The organism is Leifsonia sp. Root1293, assembly GCF_001425325.1.
Classification (GTDB): domain Bacteria; phylum Actinomycetota; class Actinomycetes; order Actinomycetales; family Microbacteriaceae; genus Orlajensenia.
Window position 1 is genome coordinate 416,558 of sequence record NZ_LMEH01000001.1, and the last position, 21,852, is coordinate 438,409.

Sequence of the window (21,852 nt, forward strand, 5' to 3'; positions counted from 1 at the left end):
TCATGCCCGGAGAAGTATACGAACCAGCCCCGCTCGAACCGGGAACTCTGCGGATCATCCCCATCGGTGGTCTCGGCGAGATCGGTCGCAACATGACCATGTTCGAGATCGACGGCAAGATCCTCATCGTCGACTGCGGCGTGCTGTTCCCCGAGGAGCACCAGCCCGGCGTCGACCTGATCCTGCCCGACTTCAGCCCGATCCGCGACCGACTGGATGACATCGTCGCCGTCGTGCTCACCCACGGCCACGAGGATCACATCGGCGCCGTGCCCTACCTTCTCAAGCTGCGCGCCGACATCCCGCTCATCGGTTCCGGCCTGACGCTCGCCCTCATCGAGGCGAAGCTCAAGGAGCACCGCATCAAGCCGTTCGTCCTCACCGTCAAGGAAGGCGACATGGAGGCGATGGGGCCGTTCGACCTCGAGTTCGTCGCCGTGAACCACTCGATTCCGGATGCCCTCGCCGTCGTCATCCACTCGTCCGCCGGTACGGTCATGGCCACCGGTGACTTCAAGATGGACCAGCTGCCGCTCGACGGACGCCTCACCGACCTGCGCGAGTTCGCCCGTCTCGGCAAGAGCGGCGTCGACCTGTTCCTCGTCGACTCGACCAACGCCGACGTTCCCGGGTTCACCACCCCCGAGCGCGCGATCGGTCCTGTTCTCGACCAGGTCATCTCGAAGGCGACGGGCAAGGTCATCGTCGCCAGCTTCTCGAGCCACGTGCACCGCGTGCAGCAGGTTCTGGATGCGGCCCACGCGAACGGCCGCCGGGTCGCCCTGCTCGGCCGCTCGATGGTGCGCAACATGACCATCGCCGCCGACCTCGGCTATCTCAAGGTGCCCGAGAACGTGCTCGTCGACTACAAGAAGGCCGGCAACGTTCCCGAGAACCAGATCGTCTACATGTCGACGGGGTCGCAGGGCGAGCCGATGGCCGTGCTCAGCCGCATGGTCAACCGGGATCACGCCGTCGAGGTCGGAGAGGGCGACACGGTCATCCTCGCGTCCAGCCTCATCCCCGGCAACGAGAACGCCGTGTACCGCATCATCGACGGCCTCACGAAGCTCGGCGCCAACGTCGTGCACAAGGGCAACGCCAAGGTGCACGTCTCCGGCCACGCGGCAGCGGGGGAGCTGCTCTACGTCTACAACATCCTGAAGCCCAAGAACGTGCTGCCCGTGCACGGCGAATGGCGCCACCTGTGGGCGAATGCCGCGCTCGCGCAGCAGACCGGCATCCCCGAGGCCAACACGTTCCTCGGCGAGGACGGAACCGTCTTCGACATGAAGGCCGGCGAGGTGAAGGTGGTCGGCCAGCTCGACCTCGGCTACGTCTACGTCGACGGCTCGACCGTCGGTGAGATCACGGATGCCGACCTCAAGGATCGCCGCATCCTCAGCGAGGAGGGCTTCATCTCGGTCATCGTCGTCGTCGACGCCGCGACGGGCAAGGTCATCACCGGCCCGGAGATCCACGCCCGCGGGTTCGCCGAGGACGAGACGGTCTTCGACTCCGTGAAGCCCAAGATCGTCGCGGCTCTCGCCGAGGCGTCGCAGCAGGGCGTGCGCGACCAGCGCGCGCTGCAGCAGGTCGTGCGGCGCGTCGTCGGCCGCTGGGTGAACGTCTCGTTCCGTCGTCGTCCGATGATCGTTCCGCTCGTCATCGAGGCGTAGGACGTCTGCCTTCCGCCGTGTGAAGGCACCACAAGAGGGCGACCCGCGAGATCTCGCGGGTCGCCCTCTTCGCGTCTTCAGACGGCGGCGGGCGCGCCTACAGACGGCGGCGACCGCGCCACCACACCGCGCCACCACACCGACGCCCGCGCCGACCCTGAAACGCACCCTGACTCCACCCTGACTTCCCGGTCAGAGGCCGGATGCCGCCCTAGTGTTGGGAGCGCTGTCGCCGCTCGGCGATGGCATCACGACGTACTGGGGGTCTTCGTGGGCGTCGCTCGCACCTGGGTCTTTCCGATCATCCGCATTCTCCTGGTGGCCGCCCTCGCGGTCGCTCTGGTGAAGATCGCGTTCTTCCCGGATCGGGCCGACGCGACCGATCCCGCCCAGCCGACGGGTTCCGTCACGCAGCCCGCCTACCCCGTCGCGACGGGGTCGATCACGAACACGGTGACCCTCGACGGATCGGTGATGGCGGATGCCGCCGTTCCCCTGCGGGCGACGGCAGCCGGCACCGTCGATGAGATCTTCATCTCGCAGGGATCACCGGTTTCCGAGGGCGACAAGGTCTACGACATCAAGGTCGAGACCGTGCAGGACCCGATCGAGACGACGGCGCCGGACGGCAGCATCCAGATCACGCAGCCCGAGCCGGCCGTGAGTTTCAGCCCGGTGTACGCGCCGGCCTCCGGCATCCTGAGCTCCCTGAGCGTTCTGCACGATCAGGCGGTGGCGGTCGGCGACGCCGGCGGCCAGGTCGCCCCGCCGAGCTTCTCGGTGACGGGGTCGCTGAGCCCGGAGCAGCAGTACCGCCTGGTGTCGAAGCCGACCGAGGCGACGGTCACGATCACCGGCGGCCCGGCACCGTTCACCTGCACCGGACTCACCATCACGACACCGCTGGCCGGCGAAGGCGCCGGCGACAGCGGCGTCGATGGCGGCGCGGATGCAGGCGGGGGCGCATCGGGCGGCCCCACGGTGCGCTGCGCCGTTCCCGGTGACGTGACGGTCTTCAGCGGCCTCTCCGCGAAGATCTCGATCGCGGCGGGCACGGCCGACGACGTCATCGTGATCCCGGCCACCGCCGTTAAGGGTTCGGCCGGTGCGGGCACGGTCTGGCTGATGGCCGACGACGGCACCACGGTGGAGCATCCGGTGACCCTGGGCATCACCGACGGCGTGACGGTCGAGGTGACCGACGGACTCGCCGAGGGCGATTCGATCCTCGAGTTCGTTCCTGGCGCGCCGCCGGCCGTCGAGATGGGGCCGGACGGCTGCACGACCTTCCCCGACGGTTCGATGGAGTGCGTCGGCTGATGCCGCTCCTGCACCTCGAGGACGTGACGCGCACCGTCCCGCTGCCCGATGCTCCGCCGCTCACGATCCTGTCGGGCGTCAACCTGACCATCGATGTCGGTGACCGCATCTCCATCGTCGGCCGCTCGGGATCGGGCAAGTCCACCCTCCTCAACCTGCTCGGCCTGCTCGACACTCCGACTAGCGGCAGCATGTTGTTCGAAGATCAGCCTGTCGAACGGATGCGGGCCCGTGCGCGCGACCGCGCCAGAGGGCGAGACATCGGGTTCATCTTCCAGCAGTTCAACCTCCTGCCCGGTCGCACGGCTCGCGAGAACGTCATGACCCCGCTTCTCTATGCGACGGGCCGACAGTTCTGGAAGCGGTCCAGCATCGCCGGCGAGATGCTGGAGCGCGTCGGACTCGGACACCGCATCGACACCATGCCGGTCAAGCTCTCGGGCGGCGAGCAGCAGCGTGTCGCCATCGCACGCGCGCTCGTGCGCGGCCCGCGCATCATCCTGGCGGACGAGCCGACAGGGGCCCTCGACATCGACACCGGCGCCAGCATCATGCAGATCCTCGACGAGGTCGCCACGGAGAGCGGTGCCGGGCTCGTCACGATCACCCACGACCCGGCCATCGCCGCGCGATCGCACAGGCACTTCACGCTCGACCGCGGCATCCTCACGGAGACGGATGCGCGCACTCCAGCCGAACTCGCGGTGGTGACAGCGTGAGCGGCTTCCTCGTCGGGCTGGTCGGCGCCGTGGCCGAGGCCTGGCAGGAACTGCGGATCCACCGCACCCGGGTGCTGCTCTCGCTCATCGGCGTGGCCGTCGCCGTCTGCGCGATCACGACCGTCGTCGGTCTCGGCGGCATCGCGGAGCAGGCGAATCGCGAGAACAGCGACCGGAACGGTGGTCGAGCGGCGACCTTGTCGCTCTCGGCATCCACGCCCGACGGATCAGCCGTCGACCCTGCCGTCATGCAGTCGGCCTGGTCGGACAGCCTCGAGCGCTACGGCATCAGCTACGCCTCGCGCGTCACCTGGGGCAGCGCCACGGTGCAGTTCGTCGACGGTGCGGTCCCGGTGCAGACCATCGCGATGGACCCGCCGTACGCGACGATGCACCGAGTGCAGCTCGACCAGGGCACCTGGTGGGACGACACCGACGCCGACCGGTATGCACCGTCGATCATCGTGAATGAGGCCTTCTGGCAGCGACTCGGCTCGCCGCCGCTGTCGTCGAACCCGACGGTTCCGCTGCTGGCCGAGAACAGCGTGACCGCCGTCGTCACCGGTGTGTACAGGTCCGGTACCTGGGACACCGAGCCCGCGATGTACATGCTCCAGGACGCCTACGACCGCTTCATCCCGACCGATCCCACGATGCCATCGCCTCCGCAGTACGAGCTCTGGGTGCCGACCGAGAACTCGGATGCGCTGAGGACCGCGCTGGAGTCCGACTTCACGAGCGTGCTCGGTGACGGCGCCCAGGTCTTCGTGAACCGCCAGGACTGGGGTGCTCAGCAGGACGGCGACCCCTTCCTCTCCCTCAAGCTGATGGTCGGCGGCGTCGCGCTGCTGGTGCTGCTCCTCGGGGCTCTCGGGCTCATCAACATCGCGCTCGTGACGGTGCGCTACCGCATCCGTGAGATCGGCATCCGTCGCTCGTTCGGCGCCACCAGCGGCCGCGTGTTCTTCTCCGTGATGATGGAGAGCATCGTCGGCACGGTGGTGGCGGGCATCGTCGGAGTGGGCATCGCCGTCGTCATCGTCACCTCGCCCTGGCTGGTCGAGCTCATCGGCCAGGGCATGGTGAGCGACGTTCCGCCCTTCCCGATCGAGGCGGCGGTCATCGGGCTGCTTGCAGCGACCGTGGTCGGCGCCCTCGCCGGACTGCTGCCGGCCGTCGTGGCCGTGCGGGTGAAGGTGATCGACGCCATTCGCTACTGACGGACCACGGATGCATTCGGGCCGCATTCTGGCCGCGTCCCGGCAGCGTCATGGCCGCATCCGTAATCCGTCCGTAATGCGCGCGCCGTACGATCTGAGGATGACGGCATTCGGCCTCCGCGCAGCGGTGGGAAGCGATTCGCGCTTTCTGACCGACATGGTCGTCGAGGCTGCCAACTGGAACCCGAGCGCGTCGAGGCAGCGTGTCAGCGTCCTGGCCGATCCCGAGTACACCCGCTACATCGCGGGGTGGCAGCGTCCGAGCGACGCCGGCGTCGTCGCCGAGGATGCCGACGGCATGCCCGTGGGCGCCTGCTGGTTCAGGCTGTTCCCGACGGATGCCCCGGGGCACGGCTTCGTCGCCGTCGGCGTTCCCGAACTCATCCTCGGAGTCAGCCCCATCTGGCGCGCGCAGGGTGCCGGCCGAGCGCTGCTCCGCGAGGTCGTGTCGGTCGCGCGTGCTGCGGGTCACGCCCGCCTCGCGCTCAGCGTCGAGCGCGGCAATCATGCGGCCGATCTCTACCGCAGCGAGGGCTTCGTCACGATGGCGACGCCCGGCGCCCGGGACACGATGGTGCGCAACCTGCGCTGAGCTCCGGCATCGATCTGGGCCCGTCCGCCACCAGCCGATCGCGAGACACCCGACCCGGCTTCCGCGGGAATGACCGGGGCCGGAAGTACCGTTGAGCCATGGCTACGAGCACCAAGGCGACTGGTCGCGCACGCGCGACTCCTTCGTCGCGCGGCGGCGCGGCGAAGCCACCGGCCAAGACACCCGCGAAGACTCCGACCAAGGCAACGCCACGCGCTGCCTCCAAGACGAGCGCCCAGACGCTGAAGTTCACGGAGGTCGAGGAGAAGCCGAACCTGCTCGTGCGCGCCTGGATGGGTCTCGCCCACGTCGCCGGGGGAGCAGCCCGCGCCCTCGGCCCGGAGCAGCTCGCCAAGGAGGAGCGCCGCGACGGCCTGCCCTTCTTCATCATCCTTCTGGCCATCGCCGGCGCGGTGTTCGAATGGTTCCTCATCAACGACCCCGTCGCGCAGACCCTCGACGCCTGGACCTTCGGCGGCCTCGTCGGTCGCGTGGCCTTCGCCCTGCCGATCATCATGCTGGTGTTCGCGGTGTGGCTGTTCCGGCATCCGTCGTCGGTGCACGACAACTCCCGCATCGGAATCGGCCTCGGCATCCTGCTGGTCTCCATCGCGGGCCTCTGCCACGTCTTCGGCGGTCAGCCGGCGCCGAGCGACGGCATGAACGTTCTCGCCCGCGCCGGCGGCATCCTCGGCTGGATGATCACCTGGCCGATGATGCTTGTCGCCCCGTGGCTCGCCGTCGTCGTGATGATCGTGCTCATCGCCCTCTCGCTGCTCATCATCACCAAGACGCCGCCGAATCGCATCCCGCAGCGCATGCGCGAGCTCTACGCCTGGCTGTTCGGAGCCCACCTCCCCGATGAGGATGAGCGCGACGAGGCACGCCTCGCAGCGAAGGCTGCCAAGAAGGAGCGCTCGCAGGCTGTCGAACTCGACGGCATCGACGGCCTCGGCCTCGATGGAGACGACGAAGCATCGACGCCCGACAACCTGCCCTGGTGGCGCCGCAACACCAGCGGCCGCGAAGAGGACCCGGCCTTCGAGGCCGCGGGTGTCGACGGTCTCACGGATGTGTTCGGAGGAGCCCCGGAGGGCGCATTCGATAGCGCGCTCGACGGCGTCGGTGACGGCGCCGACGCACCGCCTGCTCGAGGCGGCGTCACGGGTGACCACTACGGCACCGAGGTCATGGCCGACCTGCAGGCCGCTGAAGACGCCGTCAAGCGCTTCACCGGCGAGGTCGGGGGAGCGACCACCCTGCTCGCCGACGGTGCTGCGGTTCCAGATGCCGCCCCCGGCGTGCTGCCCGGCTTCTCCGCGGCCGGCGCCGTCTTCGACCAGGCCGGCGTCGCGCCGGTCGACGATCAGCCCACGGCTCCGTACCACCTGCCGGCGGCATCCACCCTCGCGGCCGGAGCACCGGCCAAGACGCGCTCCGCCGCCAACGACGAGGTCGTTCGGGCCATCACCGACGTGCTGCAGCAGTTCTCGGTCGACGCCCGCGTCACCGGCTTCTCGCGCGGCCCGACGGTCACGCAGTACGAGGTCGAGCTCGGCCCCGGGGTGAAGGTCGAGCGGGTCACCGCCCTCTCGAAGAACCTCTCCTACGCGGTCGCCTCGAACGAGGTGCGCATCCTCTCGCCCATCCCGGGCAAGAGCGCCATCGGCATCGAGATCCCCAACAGCGACCGCGAGATCGTCACCCTCGGCGACGTGCTGCGCTCCGGCGCGGCGGCCAAGAGCACGCACCCGATGACCATCGGCGTCGGCAAGGACGTCGGCGGCGGCTTCGTGCTCGCCAACCTCGCCAAGATGCCCCACCTGCTCGTCGCCGGTTCCACCGGCTCGGGCAAGTCGAGCTTCGTGAACTCGATGATCACCAGCCTGCTCATGCGGGCCACGCCGGCCGACGTGCGCATGGTGCTGATCGACCCGAAGCGTGTGGAGCTCGCGCCCTACGCCGGCGTTCCCCACCTCATCACGCCCATCATCACGAACCCGAAGAAGGCCGCAGAGGCGCTCTCCTGGGTCGTGAAGGAGATGGACATGCGCTACGACGACCTCGCGTCGTTCGGCTTCCGTCACATCGACGACTTCAACAAGGCCGTCATCAACGAGGAGATCATCCTCCCTGCCGGCAGCGAGCGCCAGCTGAAGCCCTACCCGTACCTCCTCGTCGTCGTCGACGAGCTCGCCGACCTCATGATGGTCGCCCCGCGCGACGTCGAGGACTCGATCGTGCGCATCACCCAGCTGGCCCGAGCATCCGGAATCCACCTCGTGCTCGCCACCCAGCGACCGAGCGTCGACGTGGTCACCGGTCTCATCAAGGCCAACGTTCCTAGCCGTCTGGCCTTCGCGGTCACGAGCGTCACCGACTCCCGCGTCATCCTCGACCAGCCCGGAGCCGACAAGCTCATCGGTCAGGGTGACGCCCTGTTCCTGCCCATGGGTGCCTCGAAGGCCCTGCGTGTGCAGGGGGCGTGGGTGAGCGAGAGCGAGATCGAACGCGTCGTCAAGCACGTGACGCGCCAGGCCCGACCCGAATACCGGCCGGATGTCGCCGTGTCGGCCGAGCGCAAGGCCATCGACTCCGACATCGGAGACGACCTCGAGCTGCTGCTCGCGGCTGCCGAGCTCGTGGTCTCGACCCAGTTCGGCTCCACCTCCATGCTGCAGCGCAAGCTCAGGGTCGGCTTCGCGAAGGCCGGTCGCCTGATGGACCTGCTCGAGTCACGCGAGATCGTCGGCCCCTCCGAGGGATCGAAGGCCCGCGACGTGCTCGTCACCGCCGAGCAGCTGCCCGGTGTGCTGGCCCGCCTGCGCGGCGAGGACGACGGATCGGCGCCGAGTGCGGCATCCGTCGCCCCGTCTGCTCCCCAGCAGACGACGGTGCAGCAGGGCATGCAAGCGGGCATGCAGCAGACCGCCGCGCCCGTCGACCCCTACGGTGACGACCCGGTCGCCCGCATGACCGAGGGCTATCCTGAGGAGGAGGGCGATTCCGACGAGGACGCCTGGAACCTGACCGGCAGGGACTGACATGGCTTCGCTCGACGCCGAGGTGCCTCGCGCCTCGAACTGGAACCTGCCCAATCTGATCACCGTCGTGCGCATCCTGCTCGCGCCGCTGTTCTTCTGGATGCTGTTGGTCGATAACGGCGCCGACGGGGCCCTTCGCTGGTGGGCGGCCGTCGTCTTCATCGTCGCCATCGCCACCGACGGCGTGGACGGTGCCATAGCCCGCCGTCAGGGCCTCGTGACCGACCTCGGCAAGATCCTCGATCCGATCGCCGACAAGCTCCTCACCGGCGGCGCTCTCGTGTGCCTGTCGATCCTGGGCGAGCTCTGGTGGTGGGTGACCATCATCATCCTCGTGCGCGAGGTCGGCATCACCGTCTGGCGCATGGTGGAGCTTTCGCACCGCAACGTCGTGCCGGCGTCCCGCGGCGGCAAGCTCAAGACGATCGCGCAGTCCATCGCAATCTCTCTCGCGCTCGTTCCGCTGTGGACCGTGCTCGGCGACTGGGTGTTCTGGGTGAACTGGGTGGCCATGGGCATCGCCTTCGCCCTCACGGTGTGGTCGGGCGTCGAGTACCTGGTCTCGGCGTGGAAGCTGAAGCGGGCACTGCCAGCTGCAGCATCGGGATCGTCGTCGGCGACGGATGCCTGAGGCTCACGTGCCCGACCCCGCGGCCCGCCTCATCGCCGAGCTGACGCGCCGCCAGCTCACCATCGCCGTCGCCGAGTCGCTGACTGGCGGCCTGCTCGCTGCCGAACTGATCCGCATCCCCGGGGCATCCGCCGTCGTCACAGGGGGAGTGGTGGCCTACAACACCGCCATCAAGCGCAGCGTGCTGGGCGTCGACGCCGGTCTGCTGCGTGAGCACGGCGCCGTGCATCCGCAGGTCGCCGAGCAGATGGCCGCAGGCGTACGCAGGGTGCTCGCCGTCGACGGACGCGATGCAGACGTGGGCATCGCCACGACGGGTGTCGCGGGGCCAGACCCTCAGGATGGCCGGCCCGTCGGCACTGTGTTCATCGCAGTCGCCATCGGTGAGCAGATTCAGGTGCGTGAGCTCGCCCTCGACGGCAGCCGCGCCGCCATCCGCGCAGCCGTCGTGACCGAGGCGATCGGCGCCGCGCTCGAGGTCGCGTCCGTCGAGGCGGAATAACCTGCGTTAACTCGCCGTTACATCGGGCGTATTCACAAGAAAACGCCGGAACAGCGCAGTACGCTGGATCTATGAGTACCTGTCGTACTCTGTATCAACTCACCCGCACCAGGGTGGACTGGCAGCACAGAAGGGGGTTCCAATGATTCTGGTTCGTCAGGAAATCGGCGATGTTCTCAGGGACTTCCGTCTGCAGAAGGGCCGCACGCTCCGTCAGGTCGCGAGCAAGGCCAGTGTCGCACTCGGCTACCTCAGCGAGGTCGAGCGCGGACAGAAGGAAGCATCCAGCGAGATCCTCGCATCGGTCGCCGATGCGCTCGACACACCGATCTCCGTCATCATGCGCGAAGTGGGCGACCGTCTGGCCGTCCTCGAGGGGATCAACCCGATTCCCGACACAGTGCCCGAGGACCTCGTCGTCGACTTCGACGCCGAGCTGCTCGTCCGCTGAGTCCCCATACACGTCTCCTCACGCCAGCCGGTCATCGACCGGCTGGCGTTTCTTTCCCCTGTTGGTCTCCCGTCGCCGCGGCTCGCGCCGAGCGGTCGGGTCTTTTCGGTCTGTGGAGTCATCTGTGAAGTCCAGCGAGTTCCGCCTCGCCGTGCAGGAGGAGTTCGGCGACGCCTACGGACGTTCCCTACTCCGCGACCTCGTTCTGCCCGACCTCGGCAACGTCACGGGCGATGAGGCCCTCGCCGCCGGCACCCGCCCGCGCGACGTCTGGTACGCCCTGTGCGCCGCGATGGACGTGCCCGAGAACCGTCGGCACGGCGCAGGCCTCCGCGAGCCGCGCCGCTAGTCCCTGTCGCCCTGCACCGCCTTCGCGGACCTGGGTGCGCCACACGACACGCCGTCGTCGTATCTCGAACGGATGTTCGGATCTTGCTAGGCTCCTCAACAGCAGCGAATCGAAGACGGACAGTGCACCGTCGTCAGGGTCATCCGAGCAATGTCGGAGGCCCGGCGTAGCGTTCCTTCCATCAGCGATGAACTGCTGACTGCCTTGTCAGTCGCGTGCCCGGTTCATGAGCGCCAGCTCTTGCCTCACGCGACACGACAGCCTAGAGGCGACGGAATATCGACAGAAGGAGACCATGATGCCCTCAGCTGCAGACCGCGAGAAGTCACTCGAGACAGCTCTCGCCCAGATCGACCGCCAGTTCGGCAAGGGGTCAGTCATGCGCCTCGGAAGCGATGAGCGCGCTCCCGTCGCTGTCATCCCGACGGGTTCCATCGCGCTCGACGTCGCGCTCGGCATCGGGGGACTCCCGCGAGGCCGCATCGTCGAGATCTACGGCCCCGAGTCGTCGGGTAAGACGACCCTCACGCTGCACGCCATCGCCAACGCCCAGCGCGCCGGTGGCATCGCGGCCTTCATCGATGCCGAGCACGCGCTCGACCCCGAGTACGCCAAGAAGCTCGGCGTCGACATCGATGCGCTCCTCGTCTCCCAGCCCGACACCGGTGAGCAGGCTCTCGAGATCGCCGACATGCTGGTGCGCTCCGGATCCATCGACCTCATCGTCATCGACTCCGTGGCGGCACTCGTGCCCCGCGCCGAGATCGAGGGCGAGATGGGCGACTCGCACGTCGGACTCCAGGCGCGACTCATGTCGCAGGCGCTCCGCAAGCTCACCGGTGGTCTCAGCCAGACGAACACCACGATGATCTTCATCAACCAGCTGCGCGAGAAGATCGGCGTGTTCTTCGGAAGCCCCGAGACCACAGCCGGCGGCAAGGCGCTCAAGTTCTACGCATCGGTGCGCCTCGACATCCGTCGCATCGAGACTCTGAAAGACGGAACCGAGGCCGTGGGAAACCGCACGCGCGTCAAGGTCGTCAAGAACAAGATGGCTCCGCCGTTCAAGCAGGCCGAGTTCGACATCCTCTACGGCGTCGGAATCTCCCGTGAGGGCTCGCTCATCGACTTCGGCGTCGACCACGCCATCGTCAAGAAGTCGGGCGCCTGGTACACCTACGACGGTGACCAGTTGGGGCAGGGCAAGGAGAACTCGCGCAACTTCCTGCTCAAGAACCCCGACATCGCCCTCGAGATCGAGAACAAGATCCTCGCGAAGCTGGGCGTCGGCATCGCCGGTGCTGCAGCGAAGGCTGCAACCGATGCGGCTCTCGCTGCGGAGGTTCCCGCCAATGTGGAGTCGATCACGGCGAAGCGCAAGGGCGCCTAGCTTCTAGAGCAGCACCGATACGAGACCGGGGAGAGACACATGCCGTCGAACAGCAGCACGAGCAACAGCACGGGCAGCACCAACGAGCGTCTCGCCCCGGTCTCGTATCTTCCCTGGGCCGGGTCGGAGACCGACACCGACGCCGCGGCAGAAGAACTCGTCTCCCAGCGTCGGGTTCCCGGCGTCGACCCCGAGCGCGACCTTCTCGAGGCCGAGAACGTGCTCACTCGGCGGCTGCGCGGGCGCTCGCTCTCCGTGGCCGAGGCTCGAGCGGTGCTCATCGAACTCGAACTCGACGGGGGAGCAGCAGAGGAGCTCATCGAGCGCTTCGAGCGCATCGGCTACCTCGATGACACCAGGCTCGCTGAGCAGATCGTGCACACCCACCACGAGCGCAAGGGTCTCGGGCGCTCCGCCGTCGAGGCCGAGATGCGACGCCGCAAGCTCGACCAGCACGCGATGAGCGCGGTTCTCGACGAGCTGTCGGTCGACGAGAGCGGCCCGGCAGCGGAGCTCGCCGCGGGCAGACTCAGCCGGATGAGTTCTCTCGACGACGAGACGGCCGAGCGTCGGTTGCTCTCCTTCCTGATGCGCAAGGGCTACTCCTCGAGCGTCTCCCGAGAGGCCGTCAAGACGGCATTCTCAGCGATCGGGCGACGCGCCCGCTGAACGTACACTGGTCTGCATGAGCAGTACCGTCGTCAGCAGTGAACCGACCCTGATCGCGCCATCCGTCGCGGCGTTCGACGGCGACGGTCGGGCACGCACCTTCGAGGTGCGCACCTTCGGCTGCCAGATGAACGTGCACGACTCCGAGCGCCTGAGCGGTTCCCTCGAGGCGGCCGGCTACGTGCGAGCGGTCGACAGCGAGCCCGACATCGTCGTGATCAACACCTGCGCCGTGCGCGAGAACGCCGACAACAAGCTCTACGGCAACCTGGGGCACCTCGCGTCCGTCAAGAAGCGGCACGACGGCATGCAGATCGCGGTCGGCGGCTGCCTCGCCCAGAAGGACAAGAGCACCATCCTCGAGAAGGCGCCCTGGGTCGACGTCGTCTTCGGAACCCACAACATGGGCGCCCTGCCGCGCCTGCTCGAACGTGCGAGGCACAACGACGAGGCCCAGCTCGAGATCCTCGACTCCCTCGAGACGTTCCCCTCGACGCTTCCCACGAAGCGCGACTCCAGCTACAGCGGGTGGGTGTCCATCTCGGTGGGCTGCAATAACACCTGCACGTTCTGCATCGTTCCGTCCCTGCGCGGTAAGGAGAAGGATCGCCGCCCGGGCGACGTGCTCGGCGAGATCCAGGCCATCGTCGACGACGGAGCCATCGAGGTCACGCTTCTCGGCCAGAACGTCAACTCCTACGGTGTCGAGTTCGGAGACCGGCTGGCGTTCGGCAAGCTGCTGCGCGCCGCCGGAGCCATCGACGGCCTCGAGCGCATCCGTTTCACCAGCCCGCATCCGGCCGCATTCACCGACGATGTCATCGATGCCATGGCCGAGACCGACGCCGTGATGCCCCAGCTGCACATGCCGTTGCAGTCGGGCTCCGACCGCATTCTCAAGGCCATGCGTCGCTCCTACCGGTCCGAGAAGTTCCTCGGCATCCTTGACCGCGTGCGTGCCAGGATGCCGGAGGCCGCCATCAGCACCGACATCATCGTCGGCTTCCCCGGGGAGACCGAAGAGGACTTCCTCGAGACGATGCGAGTCGTCGAACTGGCCAGGTTCGCGACGGCATTCACATTCCAGTACTCCATCCGTGCTGGAACCCCCGCGGCGACCATGGACGAGCAGGTTCCCAAGGCCGTGGTTCAGGAGCGCTACGAACGTCTCGTGGCTCTGCAGGAGCGCATCTCCTGGGAGGAGAACCAGAAGATCATCGGCCGCGAGGTGCACGTGCTCGTCGCCAACGGCGAGGGGCGCAAGGACGCCGCGACGCACCGCCTCAGCGGTCGCGCCGAAGACAGTCGACTCGTGCACTTCGAGGTGCCACCGGATGCCGTTGCTCCCCGCCCCGGCGACGTGGTCTCGGTCGTCGTCACGCAGGCCGCGCCGTTCCACCTCATCGCGGATGCCGTTCCGGGCGAACCGCTCCGCATCCGCCGCACCCGCGCCGGAGATGCCTGGGACCTGGCGCAGGCCGAGTCCTGCGGAGTGCCATCTGGCGCCGCCGCGGGCAGCGCGTCCGGCTCCACTCCAGGCACGGTCTCCCTCGGACTCCCGACCCTGCGGTCAGCCACGCGGGTCGATCTCGGGCTGACTGGCACCCGCGCCACGGCTTCCCACGCCACAGGTGACCACGCCCACTGAGGCGGCGGCGCTGCCACTCATCGCCGTGGTCGGCGCCACCGGCACCGGCAAGTCAGCCCTCGCCCTCGATATCGCCGAGCACCTCATCGCCGACGGGCTCTCGGTCGAGATCGTGAACGCAGACGCCTCGCAGCTCTACCGCGGCATGGACATCGGCACGGCGAAGCTCGCGCCCAGCGAGCGTCGCGGCATCCGTCACCACCTCTTCGATGTACTCGAGGTGACCGAAGAGGCGAGCGTCGCGCGCTATCAGACCGAGGCGCGCGCTGCCATAGCCGGAATCCGCGAACGTGGCGCAGTACCGATTCTCGTCGGCGGATCCGGCCTCTACGTCTCGTCGGTCGTCTACGACTTCCGCTTTCCCGGCACCGACACCGAACTCCGAACCCGACTGGAACAGGAGCTGAGCGAACGCGGTCCGGGCCTGCTCCACCAACGACTCAAGGCTCTCGACCCGAACGCCGCCGAACGCATCGGCTCGCAGAACGGACGCCGCCTCGTGCGCGCCCTCGAGATCATCGAGATCACGGGGGAACCGCACGCCGCCTCGCTTCCGGATGAACCCGTCGAATGGGCACCTCTGGCGATGATCGGCCTCGCCCTCGATCGAGCTGAGCTCGTGGAGCGGCTCGATTCGCGGGTCGAGCAGATGTGGGCCGACGGGATGCTCGGCGAGGTCGAGGCGCTCATTCCGGCCGGCATCGAGCGCGGCATCACTGCAAGCCGCGCCATCGGTTACGCACAGGCCCTCGCCCAACTGCGGGGCGAGATCGACGAGGCCGAGGCGATCGACCTGACGCAGGCACTCACCCGGCGCTACGCGCGCCGCCAGGTGAGCTGGTTCAAGCGCTACCCGAAGACGACCTGGCTGGAAGCGACGGATGAAGCCCGAGTGGCGTCGGCGATGCGAGTCGTGCTCGATCAACTCTGACCCACGGAACGTCGGCGACGCGACACGCCCATCGGACCGGGGTACACGCAAGAAATCCGCGCCGGTCGCAACATCGGCGCAAACGGTGGCCTCTCGACTGGGTCATGTGCCCCACTCTGGGGGTGCGTGTCCTCACTTCTGAGGACAATTTCCCAGCTTTCTAAGCATTACGGCGCATAGATTCGGTTGTGAGCCGCTCTCGCCTTCCCTGGGCTGACGAGTGCTCGATCATCCCGAACGAGAGCCTCTGATGTCCTCCGTGAAATCCCTTCCGCATGCCCGAAAGCGCCAGTGGGGCGCTGAGAAGCGCACACGACCGCTGCCGACGGTGCACCCGCGTCCGTCGAACCGCACCATCACGTGGAGCCGCGTCGCCATCGTGCTGACCGTCGTGTTCTGGGCCGTCTACGTGGTGACCACGGTCATCCGTCAGTTCATCGATGGTGGCCGTCAGGACTTCCGCTTCACGATGGAGGCCATCGGGTACCTGGTGGTCGTCACCTTCCTCACCTTCTCGGCCCTCATGTACCTGGTCGCGCGCGAGGGCGCACTGCAGCGGTTCAGCAAGCATGTTCGGGTGCCCCGCGCCGAACTCGATCGTCATTTCGCCGAGAACCGTTCCTCGATCACAGTCCTCGTTCCGTCGTACGCCGAGGAGCCGCACGTCGTCCGAGCCACGCTGCTCTCTGCGGCACTGCAGGAGTACCCGTCGATCAAGGTCGTGCTCCTCCTCGACGACCCGCCCTTCCCGAAGCAGCCGGCTGTGCTCTCGAGGCTCGAGGAGACCCGCGCCCTCGCCGACGACATCTCAGCGATGCTCGCGGAGCCGCGCGAACGCTTCGCGGCCGCCCTCGCCTCCTTCGAAGCGCAGATCGCCTCGGGTGTGCTGCCCGACGACCTCGCGGTCGCCCACGCCGACGCTCTTGCCGAGCACTACGCGTTCGCCGCGCAGTGGCTGACGGATGCCGGCGAGCGGGAGACCCTCGACGACCACGTCGACCTCTTCTTCGTGGAGCAGGTGCTGGGCGGACTCGCCGACGAACTCCTCCTCACCGGGCGGGCCATCGCCACGTCGGTCGAGGAGGACGCGGTGCTCTCCTCGGATCGCATCGGCCAGCTCTACCGTCGCCTGGCCTGGACGTTCGACGCCGATCTCGACGTGTTCGAGCGCAAGCGTTTCGCGTCGACGTCGCACGAGGCGAACAAGGCCATGAACCTGAACGCCTACATCGGGCTGATGGGCGGCCAGTTCACCCTCGCCGAGACGCCGAACGGCCCGGCACTGATCCCCGCGGCCGCCGGCGACCCGTTCGACGTGAGCTTCGCCGACAGTGACTTCCTGCTCACCCTCGACGCCGACTCGATCCTGCTCCGTGACTACTGCCTGCGCCTGGTGTACTTCCTGCAGCAACCCGACAACGCGCGCGTCGCCGTCACCCAGACGCCGTACTCGTCGTTCCGCGGTGCCGCCACCCGCATCGAGCGTCTTGCCGCCGCCACCACAGACATCCAGCACGTGCTGCACCAGGGGATGAGCCACTTCGGTGCCACCTTCTGGGTGGGCGCCAACGCCGTCATCCGCAAGGTCGCCATCGAGGACATCGCGGAGACCGAGTTCGTGGGCGGCTTCGAGGTCAAGCGCTACATCCAGGACCGCACGGTCATCGAGGACACCGAGTCGAGCGTCGACCTCGGAACCCACGGCTGGAGCCTCGTGAACTACCCCGAGCGTCTCAGCTACTCCGCCACCCCGCCCGACTTCGGATCGCTCGTGGTGCAGCGCCGCCGCTGGGCCAACGGCGGCCTCCTCATCCTGCCCAAGCTCTGGCGCCAGGTGCGCGCCCGCAAGCGCCGCGGCGAGCAGGTGCCGATGCTCGAGCTTCTGCTCCGCGTCAACTACATGGCGTCCATCGCGTGGGCGAGCTTCGGACTGGTCTTCCTGCTGGCGTATCCGTACGACGGCCGTCTGCTGAGCCCTGTCGTGCTGCTCGCGGCTCTGCCGTACTTCCTCGCCATGGCGAGCGACCTGCGCTACGCGGGCTACCGCCGCAGCGACGTGCTGCGCATCTACGGCTTCAACCTCATCATGCTGCCGGTGAATCTCGCCGGCGTGCTGAAGTCGATGCAGCAGGCGCTCACCGGCAAGAAGATCCCGTTCGTGCGCACTCCCAAGGTCAAGAACCGTACAGCGGCGCCGTTGCTCTACGTGGTGACGCCGTTCCTCATCGTGGCCTTCTCACTCCTCACGCTCTGGCGCGATGTCACCGCCGGCAACTGGGGCAACGCGGCGTTCGCCGGCATCAACGCCGTGCTCGCCAGCTGGGCGATCGTGGCCTACATCGGCATCGGCAACGCACTCGTCGACACCTGGCTCGGACTCATCAAGCCGCTGTACGTGCCGCGGGTCCAGCCGGTCGAGGCCACCACGACGGCGACGGATGCCGACGGGCTCGACTGGCGCTCCGTGCTCTACCACGGTCACGCAGACGAGGCGGTCCCGATGCTGGAGGCCGTGGGCACGCCGCACCGAAGGGCCGCATCCGTTCGCCCCGTGCCGGATGCAGCCCGCGAGGACGCAGCTCGCGGCGTCGATGGAACTCACGACGCTCACGACGCGCGCCACTCCCACGACGCACACGATCTCCGCGACGAGAGGAAGGCAGCCTGATGGCCACGAAGAACCGCGTGAGCGCATCCGCCCCGCAGGATGCAGTCCAGGCCGTCGAACTCTCGGACCGCCGCCTCTCCCCGCTGCGGGTGTCCATCGCCATCGTCGTGCTTCTCGCCGTGATCGCCGCCGGATTCCTCGGCGCGCGCTCGTGGGCCTCGACGCAGGCCGATCCGTCGCAGGCTCAGCCCTGGTTCGCCGGGTACGTCGACGTGACGGCAACGCCGACCTACGAGTTCGAGACCCAGGGCACCACCGACACCCCTGACGCCGTGCTCTCCTTCATCGTGTCCTCAACGACGGATGCCTGCACTCCCAGCTGGGGCACGGCCTATTCGATGGAGCAGGCCGGCGACACCCTCGACCTCGATCGCCGGATCGCCCGCCTGCAGCAGGGTGGCGGAACCATCGCCGTCTCGTTCGGCGGCCTGCTGAATGACGAGCTCGCAGTCACCTGCGTCGACGAGACGAAGCTTCAGGCTGCCTACGCCAGCGTTCTCGACCGCTACAAGGTCGGCACAATCGATCTCGACCTCGAGGGCGCCGGTCTCACCGACCGGGCAGCGGCCGAACGCCGCGCCACTGCCATCGCCGCGCTCCAGAAGCAGCGCCGCGCTGCCGGAGATCCCATCGCCGTCTGGCTCACGCTTCCCGTCGCGCCTTCGGGCCTGACCGAAGCCGGAACGGATGCCGTCACCGCGATGCTCGACGCCGGCGTCGACCTGGCCGGCGTCAACGCCATGACCATGGACTACGGCTCCAGCCTCGCCGACGGTGACAGCATGGCCGAGGCATCCGAGAAGGCGCTCACCGCGACCCAGCGCCAGTTGGGCGTGCTCTACAGTCGCGCCGACATCACCCTCGGTGACGCGACCCTCTGGTCGAAGGTAGGTGCGACGCCGATGATCGGCCAGAACGACGTGGCTGACGAGGTGTTCTCTCTCAAGGACGCCAGGCGATTGAACGCGTGGGCGACCGACAAGGGTCTCGGCCGCATGTCGATGTGGTCGGCCAACCGCGACAAGACCTGCGGATCGAACTACACCACCACCTCGATCGTCTCGGATGCCTGCAGTGGCGTCGAGCAGGGCGACACGTCGTTCGCCGACCTGCTCGCCACGGGCTTCCCCGGATCGCTCGCCGCCGGTGAGAACGCCGCCGCGACGACCAGCGAGCCCACCCAGGCCGCCGAGGTCGCGGATGACCCTGCCACCTCGCCCTACCCCGTCTGGTCGACCGACGCCTCCTACCTCAAGGGCACGAAGGTCGTCTGGCACCGCAATGTCTATACGGCCAAGTGGTGGACCAAGGCCGAGGTTCCCGACAATCCCGTGCTCAACGACTGGGAGTCGCCGTGGCAGCTCGTGGGGCCGGTGCTCGAGGGCGAGACGCCGATTCCACAGGCGACCCTGCCAGCAGGCACGTTCCCCGAGTGGGCGGGCACGGCCACCTACCAGAAGGGCGACCGGATCCTCTTCGAGGGTGTTCCCTACGAGGCGAAGTGGTGGACGCAGGCCGACAGCCCAGAGGCATCCGCAGCCGACCCCGACTCGTCGCCGTGGGAGCCCCTGACCCAGGCCGACATCACCGCCCTCGTGTCGGGAACGCCCGCCGGCTGAGTCGCTTCGGCGACCGGACGTTCAAGCAACCGCTCGCTGAGGACCGAGCGGAGCGACCGTCCGAAGCGCTGACGAGCCGCCCATAGACTTTCCCCATGGCGATCGATCTGCATTTCACCAAGGGACACGGCACCGGGAACGACTTCGTGCTCTTCGCAGATCCCGATGGTGAACTCGAGCTCACCCCGGAGCAGATCAGCGCCATCTGCGACAGGCACTTCGGTGTCGGCGCCGACGGAATCATCCGTGCCGTTCGCTCGCGGAGCCTCGCCGACGGTGCTGCCGCGCTCGCAGAAGACCCCGACGCCGAGTGGTTCATGGACTACTGGAACTCCGACGGCACCGTGTCGGAGATGTGCGGCAACGGCATCCGTGTCTACGCCCGATTCCTCATCGAGCAGGGCCTGCTCGAGTTCGCCGAGGGTGACTCCGTCGCCATCGGCACACGCGGGGGAGTGCGCGACCTGCAGCGCTCGGGAACCGGCTTCCAGGTCGACCTCGGTCGCTGGAGGCTCGACGGCACCGAGCCGCTGGTGCGTGCCCGCGAACTGTCCGTAGCCCGCCCCGGCCTCGGCATCAACGTGGGCAATCCGCACGTCGTCGTGGCCCTGGCCGACGAGGACGAACTCGCCGACATCGACCTGACCGTCATCCCGATCCTCGAACCCGAGGCGCCGGACGGCGCGAATGTGGAGTTCGTGATTCCGCACGAGCCGCTCGTGCACGACGGTGTCGGTCGCATCCGGATGCGCGTGCACGAGCGCGGCTCGGGGGAGACTCTCTCCTGTGGAACGGGCGCTGTCGCCGCGGCCCTCGCCGTGAGGCACTGGGCCGGAGCCGGTGCGCCGAACGAGTGGCGAGTCGACGTTCCCGGCGGGCGTGTCGGAGTGCGGATGTTCCCCGCCGAGGACGGCGAGCACGTCGCCCTCTCGGGACCGGCAGAGCTGGTCTTCGATGGAGTGCTGGGCCTCGGCTGACGGCGGCTAGGCGCCGAACTCCGAACTGACGAAGCGCCCACTGTCGACCGCGTCGCGCAGCAGCTCGAAGTCGGCGAACGACCTGTCGGCGTACTCATCCGCCCAGGCGACCACGGCCTTGTCGAACACGTCACCGGTTCCCAGGTAGCCCGAGATGCTCGCCGCCGCCGGGCTCTGCGAATGGGCCCGAGCGAGGAGGGATGCGCACGCGTCTGCATAGTCGACGAACTGGCCAGGGCTGAGGGCAGCGATGTCGAACGACACGTTGCGGTCCCGGAACTGCCGCACGTAGAAGCTGCGACCCTCCTCGCCCGCGAGGTATCCGAGGAACGGATCCGACACCGCCTGGAGGATGCGCTGGTTGGCGATCACCCTGAAGCCATGCTCCGTGGCGATCATCGCCGGGTCGATGCCGGGCGCGGGATCGATCGGTGCTTCACCGAACTCGTGCACCACCGATCTGGCGGCCTCCTTGAACTGCAGCACCAACGGTTCGCCGCGCGGTCCGGTGAGCACGGCGATGTAGCACCGCGTGCCCACGCTGCCGACTCCGACGACGCGGCGCACGGCATCCGTCACCGTGTACTGCGAGAGCAGGAGTGCGACGTCGGGAGCGACGGACGCGCGATAGGCGTCGAAGATCTCGGTGAGGCGCGCCTCGAGCTCGGGTTCGATGTGCATGAGCGTGGGGCGGTCCTCGACGATCTGCAACGACCCGTCGTCGGCCCGCGTCATGATCTTCTCGACCACGCGGGCCGAGGTGCGGTTGCGGGCGGCACGCACGGCCTTATCGATGATCTTCTGCGTCTCAGGGCCGAACCGCGACGTGCCGGCCTTCACCTCGGCGTGCAGGAAGTAGCGGTCGATGGCACCCAGTTCGAGCGCGGCACGAAGGGCGATGCGATAGGCGGCCGCTCCGGTCAACGCGGCACGCCGGATCTCGGACCTGGCGTATCCGTTCTCACGACCGGCGATGACGATGCTGGTGATCAGACGCTTCACGTCCCACTCCCAGGGGCCGGACGCCGCCTCGTCGAAGTCGTTCAGGTCGAAGACCAGCGTGCGTTGGGGTGAGGCGTAGATGCCGAAGTTGGAGATGTGCGCATCGCCGCACAGCACGACGTTCAGCCCCGTGTTCGGCTCGTGCGCGAGGTCGGCGACCTGGATGGCAGCAGTGCCGCGATAGAACGCGAACGGACTCTGCAGCATGCGGTGCACCCGCAGGGGGATGAGGTCGGGCAGCCGCGGGTGATGCTGGCGCTCGAGGATGTCGAGCGGATCGCGGTCGGGGTTCTCGGCCATCGACGCCTGCTCGCGCCGGGGGAGCACAGCACGCCGAGACCTGCCATCGGCGTACAACTCGTCATGCCTCGTGACCTCGTCGTGGTCGAAGCGCAGGCGTCCTGTGGTGTCGCTCATGGCACGTCCATTCCTGGTCGAGGA

Annotated in this window: 18 protein-coding genes; 17 read left to right on the forward strand and 1 reads right to left on the reverse strand. The window is 68.0% G+C overall.

Going from position 1 to position 21,852, the window contains the following annotated elements; all coding sequences use genetic code 11:
• The first annotated feature begins 2 nt into the window (after positions 1–2).
• The 17 genes from ASC59_RS01895 to dapF all read left to right on the forward strand — a co-directional run bounded on the left by ASC59_RS01895 (position 3) and on the right by dapF (position 20,409).
• Entirely contained in the window at positions 3–1,679 is a 1,677-nt protein-coding gene (locus ASC59_RS01895; protein ID WP_055817859.1) for a ribonuclease J, read from the forward strand.
• Between the two features lie 270 nt (positions 1,680–1,949).
• Positions 1,950–2,999 carry an efflux RND transporter periplasmic adaptor subunit gene (locus tag ASC59_RS01900; protein ID WP_055817861.1) on the forward strand — a complete coding sequence of 350 codons (1,050 nt, stop codon included), beginning with the start codon at positions 1,950–1,952 and terminating at the stop codon, positions 2,997–2,999.
• Positions 2,999–3,718, forward strand: coding sequence for an ABC transporter ATP-binding protein (locus ASC59_RS01905; RefSeq protein ID WP_055817863.1), 720 nt, complete (start codon positions 2,999–3,001; stop codon positions 3,716–3,718). The genes ASC59_RS01900 and ASC59_RS01905 overlap by 1 nt, the downstream gene beginning before the upstream one ends.
• Positions 3,715–4,938 carry an ABC transporter permease gene (locus tag ASC59_RS01910; protein WP_055817865.1) on the forward strand — a complete coding sequence of 408 codons (1,224 nt, stop codon included), beginning with the start codon at positions 3,715–3,717 and terminating at the stop codon, positions 4,936–4,938. Before ASC59_RS01905 ends, ASC59_RS01910 begins: the two co-directional genes overlap by 4 nt.
• Positions 4,939–5,038: 100 nt before the next feature.
• A complete protein-coding gene (locus tag ASC59_RS01915) occupies positions 5,039–5,530 on the forward strand; it encodes a GNAT family N-acetyltransferase (protein WP_055817867.1) in 492 nt (163 codons plus the stop codon).
• A gap of 98 nt (positions 5,531–5,628) precedes the next feature.
• Complete coding sequence (locus tag ASC59_RS01920) at positions 5,629–8,574, forward strand: FtsK/SpoIIIE family DNA translocase (protein WP_055817870.1); 2,946 nt, start codon at positions 5,629–5,631, stop codon at positions 8,572–8,574.
• Position 8,575: 1 nt separating this feature from the next.
• Entirely contained in the window at positions 8,576–9,205 is a 630-nt protein-coding gene (gene pgsA / locus ASC59_RS01925) for a CDP-diacylglycerol--glycerol-3-phosphate 3-phosphatidyltransferase (protein WP_055817872.1), read from the forward strand.
• A complete protein-coding gene (locus tag ASC59_RS01930; protein WP_055817874.1) occupies positions 9,198–9,707 on the forward strand; it encodes a CinA family protein in 510 nt (169 codons plus the stop codon). The genes pgsA and ASC59_RS01930 overlap by 8 nt, the downstream gene beginning before the upstream one ends.
• Before the next feature lie 142 nt (positions 9,708–9,849).
• On the forward strand, positions 9,850–10,158 hold the full coding sequence (locus ASC59_RS01935) for a helix-turn-helix domain-containing protein (RefSeq protein ID WP_055817878.1): 309 nt from the start codon (positions 9,850–9,852) through the stop codon (positions 10,156–10,158).
• Positions 10,159–10,282: 124 nt separating this feature from the next.
• Positions 10,283–10,507 carry a DUF3046 domain-containing protein gene (locus ASC59_RS01940; RefSeq protein WP_055817880.1) on the forward strand — a complete coding sequence of 75 codons (225 nt, stop codon included), beginning with the start codon at positions 10,283–10,285 and terminating at the stop codon, positions 10,505–10,507.
• Positions 10,508–10,805: 298 nt separating this feature from the next.
• A complete protein-coding gene (gene recA, locus ASC59_RS01945) occupies positions 10,806–11,897 on the forward strand; it encodes a recombinase RecA (RefSeq protein WP_055822649.1) in 1,092 nt (363 codons plus the stop codon).
• 39 nt (positions 11,898–11,936) lie between these two features.
• Positions 11,937–12,566 (forward strand): regulatory protein RecX, encoded by a 630-nt coding sequence (locus tag ASC59_RS01950; protein WP_055817881.1) that lies wholly within the window; start codon positions 11,937–11,939, stop codon positions 12,564–12,566.
• Positions 12,567–12,582: 16 nt separating this feature from the next.
• Positions 12,583–14,214: a tRNA (N6-isopentenyl adenosine(37)-C2)-methylthiotransferase MiaB gene (gene miaB, locus ASC59_RS01955; RefSeq protein WP_082513336.1), complete on the forward strand. Its 1,632-nt coding sequence runs from the start codon at positions 12,583–12,585 to the stop codon at positions 14,212–14,214.
• Entirely contained in the window at positions 14,198–15,145 is a 948-nt protein-coding gene (gene miaA, locus ASC59_RS01960) for a tRNA (adenosine(37)-N6)-dimethylallyltransferase MiaA (RefSeq protein WP_235492545.1), read from the forward strand. The genes miaB and miaA overlap by 17 nt, the downstream gene beginning before the upstream one ends.
• 250 nt (positions 15,146–15,395) lie before the next feature.
• A complete protein-coding gene (locus ASC59_RS01965; protein ID WP_082513337.1) occupies positions 15,396–17,813 on the forward strand; it encodes a glycosyltransferase family 2 protein in 2,418 nt (805 codons plus the stop codon).
• Positions 17,813–19,432, forward strand: a complete 1,620-nt coding sequence (locus ASC59_RS01970; RefSeq protein WP_055817883.1) for a chitinase — start codon at positions 17,813–17,815, stop codon at positions 19,430–19,432. Before ASC59_RS01965 ends, ASC59_RS01970 begins: the two co-directional genes overlap by 1 nt.
• A 95-nt stretch (positions 19,433–19,527) precedes the next feature.
• Complete coding sequence (gene dapF / locus ASC59_RS01975) at positions 19,528–20,409, forward strand: diaminopimelate epimerase (protein ID WP_055817885.1); 882 nt, start codon at positions 19,528–19,530, stop codon at positions 20,407–20,409.
• A 6-nt stretch (positions 20,410–20,415) separates the two neighbouring features.
• On the opposite strand, the gene ASC59_RS01980 is transcribed toward dapF, so the two are convergent.
• Positions 20,416–21,828: a DUF2252 domain-containing protein gene (locus ASC59_RS01980; RefSeq protein ID WP_055817887.1), complete on the reverse strand. Its 1,413-nt coding sequence runs from the start codon at positions 21,826–21,828 to the stop codon at positions 20,416–20,418.
• Between the last annotated feature and the right edge of the window lie 24 nt (positions 21,829–21,852).

What these genes read in the sequence shown, in the direction of transcription:
- ASC59_RS01895 (WP_055817859.1), top strand. Translation starts at nt 3, where the DNA reads ATGCCCGGAGAAGTATACGAACCAGCCCCGCTCGAACCGGGAACTCTG.
- ASC59_RS01905 (WP_055817863.1), top strand. Translation starts at nt 2,999, where the DNA reads ATGCCGCTCCTGCACCTCGAGGACGTGACGCGCACCGTCCCGCTGCCC.
- ASC59_RS01915 (WP_055817867.1), top strand. Translation starts at nt 5,039, where the DNA reads ATGACGGCATTCGGCCTCCGCGCAGCGGTGGGAAGCGATTCGCGCTTT.
- ASC59_RS01920 (WP_055817870.1), top strand. Translation starts at nt 5,629, where the DNA reads ATGGCTACGAGCACCAAGGCGACTGGTCGCGCACGCGCGACTCCTTCG.
- pgsA (WP_055817872.1), top strand. Translation starts at nt 8,576, where the DNA reads ATGGCTTCGCTCGACGCCGAGGTGCCTCGCGCCTCGAACTGGAACCTG.
- ASC59_RS01930 (WP_055817874.1), top strand. Translation starts at nt 9,198, where the DNA reads ATGCCTGAGGCTCACGTGCCCGACCCCGCGGCCCGCCTCATCGCCGAG.
- ASC59_RS01935 (WP_055817878.1), top strand. Translation starts at nt 9,850, where the DNA reads ATGATTCTGGTTCGTCAGGAAATCGGCGATGTTCTCAGGGACTTCCGT.
- recA (WP_055822649.1), top strand. Translation starts at nt 10,806, where the DNA reads ATGCCCTCAGCTGCAGACCGCGAGAAGTCACTCGAGACAGCTCTCGCC.
- ASC59_RS01950 (WP_055817881.1), top strand. Translation starts at nt 11,937, where the DNA reads ATGCCGTCGAACAGCAGCACGAGCAACAGCACGGGCAGCACCAACGAG.
- miaB (WP_082513336.1), top strand. Translation starts at nt 12,583, where the DNA reads ATGAGCAGTACCGTCGTCAGCAGTGAACCGACCCTGATCGCGCCATCC.
- ASC59_RS01965 (WP_082513337.1), top strand. Translation starts at nt 15,396, where the DNA reads ATGTCCTCCGTGAAATCCCTTCCGCATGCCCGAAAGCGCCAGTGGGGC.
- ASC59_RS01970 (WP_055817883.1), top strand. Translation starts at nt 17,813, where the DNA reads ATGGCCACGAAGAACCGCGTGAGCGCATCCGCCCCGCAGGATGCAGTC.
- dapF (WP_055817885.1), top strand. Translation starts at nt 19,528, where the DNA reads ATGGCGATCGATCTGCATTTCACCAAGGGACACGGCACCGGGAACGAC.
- ASC59_RS01980 (WP_055817887.1), bottom strand. Translation starts at nt 21,828, where the DNA reads ATGAGCGACACCACAGGACGCCTGCGCTTCGACCACGACGAGGTCACG.